The organism is Vibrio sp. V43_P6S15P86 (assembly GCF_009904725.1).
Lineage (GTDB): Bacteria > Pseudomonadota > Gammaproteobacteria > Enterobacterales > Vibrionaceae > Vibrio > Vibrio diabolicus.
In genome coordinates, this window is sequence record NZ_WXWT01000223.1 from 1 (window position 1) to 5871 (window position 5871).

The window sequence follows — 5871 nt, forward strand, 5'->3', positions numbered from 1 at the left end:
GTTCTATATTGATTAAACTTCTTTAATATATAAACAGTCTCCTACAACACGTATACATTTGTTGGTTATCTGATTTTCTGGCGATGCGCGTTATGCATTGCCAGTTGGTAAGACAGTGGAATCGCGTTATTTGATAGAGACGATATACCTTCACATACATGGTACTCAATGGTTAACCCAAGGCGATTTAGTCTCTCATTTGTCATCTTTTTCCCTCTCGCATTATGTATAGTGGTTTTGCTTGTTACGACAAAAAACTACTACGATGCGCTCAACCGCTATATTGATTCTGAGTATGCACGCATTGATCGTGCCATGTCTCGTGGTATTAAAGTCCTCACCGCCTTAGATTATAGTTTTACTAACTATACGAATTACGCTAACCCATTGTCTGAAGAACACAATTCTTTAGTCAAAAAGGGGATTTGTTATATTTGGCCGATAGACGTCTTGTTGCTGGAGAGTGTCTACAGTGAGGGATTACCTGCGGTTGATCTTGATTACATGATAGTGGGCGATGAAAGCTTATGTCAGCAAGGTTCAACGCTTAACCAATTAGCTGAACAAAAGGCGGGTTTTGCACCGTCATTGTCTTTTCTGCACGATATTGAATCTCATATCGTTGGTATTCATTACATCGATAAGCGTGGTTACGTCATTTCGTCTCCTGACACGTACGCGAAAAACTTCACTAGAGAGCTTTGGTCAACGCTAAAAGCGCGCCCATTTTGGCAAAAAACCGCACAAGATAAAGTGAACATCACCTTGGCCGGACCTGGGCCGATGTTGGATTCGATGGAAGGTCAAATTATTAGTATGACGGTGCCTGTTTACGAAAAAGGGAGGCATCAAGGTGTGCTGTCCATTGATTTTGATGTCAATGCGTTGATGGCTTCGTCGCTAGGTCTTGTTGGTAAGTTTCATTTGGTTTCCAATTTACAATCCATTCCTTCAAACAGTACACGAATCAAACCAGTCGAGTTAGAGCGATTGAGTGCGAATCACAGCATGTATTACGAGTACAACCTTTGGGATGAAGCTAAGAACCTAGCGGTGTTCGAAAAATACAGCCTTATTGTTGCGATCTCTATTTACGTTTTGAGCACAGTCGTATTGTTCTATGTGAATATGCATAGTGAGCGACGTTATTTTAAAGATCTCGCCGCCAGAGATCCGATGACGAGCTTGTTGAACCGTCGAGGAATGCAAACCGTGTGGCGCAATAAGATGACGAAAAAACAGGTTGCATTAGCAGTGTTCGATATTGATAACTTCAAGAAGATCAATGATACCTATGGTCATGATGTCGGCGATTCTGCGATTCAGCTAGTTGCAAAATGTATACGTGAAAATATTCGCCACACAGATGTCGCCTCAAGATTTGGTGGCGAAGAGTTCGTGTTGGCGATTTACGACGAAGACTCGGAAGGCATTAAGCTAATTTTAGAGCGGGTAAAAAAAGCCATAGACGAACGCTCGACACGCGTGACTAAAGAAGGTTTTACGATCTCTGGCGGTGTGGTGTTCAGTAAAGAGAACCGAGTGGAAAGCTTTGATGAGTTATTTAAAGCGGCGGATGAAAAGTTATATCAAGCCAAGAGTACAGGCAAAAATAAGATTTGCTACGAAGATCTAAGCGCTTAAAGGGCGAGCAGTTCGCCCTTTGCAATGCTCAGATTTTATGCAACCTGAGAATTTAACTCATCACGATAACGTTGAATATGCTCAACAATCGGCGCGGCTTTGTTAAACGTTCGGATTTCTCTGAATAGATCTTTTGCTTCAGGATAGGCCTGACGTAAGTAAGAGAACCATTGTTTTACGCGGTTTGGATAGTACAAACCTTTGTCGCCTTTCATCTCAAACTTGGAGTAGTAGATCAGTAGCTCAACCACCTCGGGCCATGACATTGGCTGGTGGTTGTGTTTTACCATGTTGCCCAAGTTCGGGATATTGAAAGCGCCGCGGCACACCATCAAAGAGTCAACGCCAGTCGTTTCAATGCAACGTTGACCATCTTTATAATTCCAAATTTCGCCATTCGCAATAAGCGGAATATCAAAACGTTCGCGAATTTGGTTGATGTAATCCCATTTTATCTCAGACGCTTTGTAACCACCTTGTTTAGTACGTGCGTGTACGGTCAATTCATTTGCACCAGCAGATTGAATGGCATCAACAATTTCAAAGCAATCTTCAGGGTTTTCCCAGCCAAGACGAATTTTTGCGGTCACAGGAATAGCCTCTGGAACAGCTTCTCGACAAGCTTTAACCACACGGTGGATTAGCTCAGGATGCTGAAGTAGAGCAGCACCACCCTTACTTTTATTGACCATTTTGGCTGGGCAACCAAAATTTATGTCGATGCCTCTGGCGCCTAGGCTCGCCGCTTTAATTGCGTTCTCAGCCATCCAGTTTGGTTCTTGTCCTAATAATTGCACATGTACTGGCACACCTGATGCGGTTTGAGAACCTTGCAACAGCTCCGGGCATAAACGGTGAAATACATGATCGGGCAATAACTGGTCGATGACTCGAACAAATTCCGTAACACATAGGTCATAGTCGTTTATCTCGGTCAGGATTTGGCGCATCAAATGGTCTAAAACGCCTTCCATTGGGCCTAGTACAACTCGCATAGTTTGCCTAATACAGTTTGGTGATAAAAAGGAGGGCGATTGTAGCGATGTCAGCTAAGTTTGTCATTAAAAGACTCAAAGCACTCAATACAGTCAAACTCGCAACTCTCGGTTACGTGCTTTTATGCTCTGAGGTATAATGCCGCCAAATTTATGGGAAACCAGATGTCATGCAATACACATTGATTGAGAAAGGCGAAATTCACATCGATGAATCTTGCCTATTTATCGAAGGCGCAGTGCTCGCTGCTAATCTGACGACAAAACCACTCGCTCCTGAAAAGTGGTTAGAGCCGCTATTAGGTGAAGGATTCAAAGCGATTCAACCGGCAGTAGAAGAGCAAATTCACAAGCAGCACAACCGAATTCAACGAAACGAATATTCAGTGTTAGAGCTAACAGGCAAAGAACCTGAGCAACTTGCTGATTTTGCCGAAGGCTTTATGTCTGTTTGGCCAATGATTGAAGAACAATGGCAAAACGTTGAGCTCAATGATGGATTGCAGCGTATGCTACAAGCATTACTGACCACTTTGATGCTGGCTATCGATGAGTCGGCAACGCAGCAACAGATGCGCGACGCCGGTATTGAAACGCCTCCAGCTCTAGCAGACTTGATCGACCAGCTTGATTTGATGGTCGGTGAAGTGGCGTTAGGCGCGGATGAGTTGATGGTAGGCAATAAGGCTCAAAGCCTAAACCCATTCAAAGGTATCGGGCGCAATGATCCTTGTCCTTGTGAGAGCGGCAAAAAGTTCAAGCAGTGTTGTGGTCAATCACGTGGTTGAGTTAACGTGGTTAAGTTAAATAGCCGCGATGTTTACTCAGTAAAAAGCCGACCATCTGGTCGGCTTTTTTCGTTATCATTTCTCGGAAGGATTAACGAATCGGATTAGTGCGTCTTGCTGGGAAGAATTGTGCGATCACAATTAATGCTAAAGCAATTAAATTGCCCGCGAAAATAACTACTAACCATTGTGGCATTGATAAATCGAGGAATTGCCAAACAATCTTCGAGCAATCGCCGTATGCTTCGAACATCCAAGGAACCCACTGATTAAGCGGAGCCCAGCTAGGGAATGTTACGAATAAATCACAAGTCGCGAATGGTGATGGGTTAAACTGATAATCAACGTGCTGCTGAGCAAGCAGCAGTCCTTTGTAAGAGCTTAATCCCCAGCCAATCAAACCTAGCCAACGGAAAACTGGGTTATTTGGTGCCATAAGACCAACGATTGCAGCGACACCCACCCCCATCATCGCGACTCGTTCGTAGATACACATGACACATGGTGCAAGCATCATGACGTGCTGAAAATAGAGGGCACATGCTTCAAAGAAAACGACGAATAGCAGAAGCAGCAGCCACGATAAGCGTCCCTTCGAAAACTGGTTAAGTGAATTTAAAATAGTCACGTTTTTGTTCCTGTCTGAAATAGAAAAAGCTCTGAATACTCAGAGCTTTTTAACGTGGATAAGTTTCCTAATCAACTCAAATTTTAGTGACCGCCGGAGACTACGGGAGTCAGATCACCACTATGAGGTAAAATCCAGCCTGCATCGTAGAAAGAAGCCGTTGCAGGCTCTAGGAAGAACATAATGCCCATTAGCCCGACAATCGCAAGAACGATGGTGTAAGGCAGCGCCATGATAACCATTCGACCGTAAGACAGACGAATTAATGGAGCGAGAGCCGAGGTGAGTAGGAATAGGAATGCCGCTTGACCGTTTGGCGTAGCAACAGATGGTAGGTTAGTACCAGTGTTGATAGCAACTGCCAGTAAGTCAAACTGCTCGCGAGTAATGAGACCTTCAATGAGTGCTGTTTTTACTTCATTGATGTAAACCGTACCGACGAATACGTTATCCGACACCATTGATAGTAAGCCATTCGCGACATAGAACAGAGCTAACTGAGTGCCTTTATCTTCAACGGCAAGCACCGCGTCGATAACTGGTTTAAACAACTCTTGGTCGATGATTACCGCAACGATCGAGAAAAATACCGCAAGTAGTGCAGTGAAAGGCAGAGCCTCTTCAAACGCTTTACCCATGGAATGCTCTTCAATGACGCCAGTGAAAGCCGTCGCTAAGATGATCACTGAAAGACCAATTAAGCCTACCGCCGCCAAGTGCAAGGCTAATGCCACGATCAACCAAACAGCAATAAGCCCTTGAACCCATAGCTTTGCAACGTCTTGATTGGTACGCGTTTTGCGCTCTTCATTGTCAAAGTCAACGAGGATTTGACGAACGTTATTAGGAAGTTTTGCACCGTAGCCAAACACTTTAAGCTTTTCGACTAGAGCACAAGTGATGAGACCGCAGAAAAATACGGGTAGCGTCACTGGAGACATACGGATTAGGAATTCACCAAATAACCAACCCGCTTGGTCTGCAATAATTAAGTTCTGAGGTTCACCCACCATAGTGGTTACGCCACCTAACGCAGTACCTACACCAGCGTGCATCAACAATGAGCGTAAAAAGGCGCGGTAATTTTCTAAGTCATCACGCGTTAGCTCAGTGATCGTGTCATCTTGTGTGTGGTCATGGTCACCAATCGGGTTACCTGACGCCACTTTGTGGTAGATAGAGTAGAAACCGATCGCCACACTGATAACAACGGCGATAACCGTCAAAGCATCCAAAAACGCCGATAAAAATGCCGCGGCAAAGCAAAACGCAAGTGATAGAAGGGTTTTGGAGCGAATACCAAGTAAAATTTTGGTAAAAATGAACAGCAATAAATGCTTCATGAAGTAGATGCCCGCAACCATAAATACCAGAAGCAGTAATACTTCAATATTTGCCACCAACTCGTGCTTAACTTGCGCAGGGCTAGTCATGCCGATAGCGATGGCTTCAATAGCAAGTAAACCACCAGGTTGTAATGGGTAGCATTTTAGTGCCATTGCAAGCGTGAAAATAAATTCAGCAACCAGCAACCACCCAGCAACAAATGGGTTTATTAGGAAGAATACAATCGGGTTAATTATTAAGAAGGCTATAATGGCAACTTTGTACCAATCAGGCGCTTTACCAAGAAAGTTCTTGATAAAAGCGTTTCCGAGCGATATCGGCATGATAATTCTCTTTATAACAAAATTATGAATAGACACTACAATAGTGCTTAAGTATCTGTTTGTTAGACTTATTAACTAGTCTTTTAAAACAATAACTTAGTAAAACAACAATCCTTTGTTTATTGCAGTCTTGCCAAGTTACTTCC

General features: G+C 43.7%; 6 protein-coding genes. 2 read left to right on the forward strand and 4 right to left on the reverse strand.

Features of this window, described 5'->3' with window-relative positions; genetic code table 11:
* Window positions 1-65: 65 nt before the first annotated feature.
* Window positions 66-206, reverse strand: coding sequence for a hypothetical protein (locus tag CAG69_RS22310; protein ID WP_202600743.1), 141 nt, complete (start codon window positions 204-206; stop codon window positions 66-68).
* Here CAG69_RS22310 and CAG69_RS09845 point away from each other — a divergent pair.
* Window positions 169-1644: a sensor domain-containing diguanylate cyclase gene (locus tag CAG69_RS09845; RefSeq protein WP_161443971.1), complete on the forward strand. Its 1476-nt coding sequence runs from the start codon at window positions 169-171 to the stop codon at window positions 1642-1644. The genes CAG69_RS22310 and CAG69_RS09845 overlap by 38 nt on opposite strands.
* 35 nt (window positions 1645-1679) lie before the next feature.
* Here CAG69_RS09845 and dusC read toward each other — a convergent pair whose 3' ends face one another.
* Entirely contained in the window at window positions 1680-2639 is a 960-nt protein-coding gene (gene dusC, locus CAG69_RS09850; protein WP_161443973.1) for a tRNA dihydrouridine(16) synthase DusC, read from the reverse strand.
* Between the two features lie 170 nt (window positions 2640-2809).
* Between dusC and CAG69_RS09855 the strand changes: the two genes are divergently transcribed.
* On the forward strand, window positions 2810-3427 hold the full coding sequence (locus CAG69_RS09855; RefSeq protein ID WP_134647362.1) for a YecA family protein: 618 nt from the start codon (window positions 2810-2812) through the stop codon (window positions 3425-3427).
* Between the two features lie 91 nt (window positions 3428-3518).
* On the opposite strand, the gene dsbB is transcribed toward CAG69_RS09855, so the two are convergent.
* Window positions 3519-4055, reverse strand: coding sequence for a disulfide bond formation protein DsbB (dsbB, locus tag CAG69_RS09860; protein WP_005396949.1), 537 nt, complete (start codon window positions 4053-4055; stop codon window positions 3519-3521).
* Window positions 4056-4138: 83 nt separating this feature from the next.
* A complete protein-coding gene (gene nhaB / locus CAG69_RS09865; RefSeq protein ID WP_005396952.1) occupies window positions 4139-5725 on the reverse strand; it encodes a Na(+)/H(+) antiporter NhaB in 1587 nt (528 codons plus the stop codon).
* Window positions 5726-5871 lie beyond the last annotated feature (146 nt).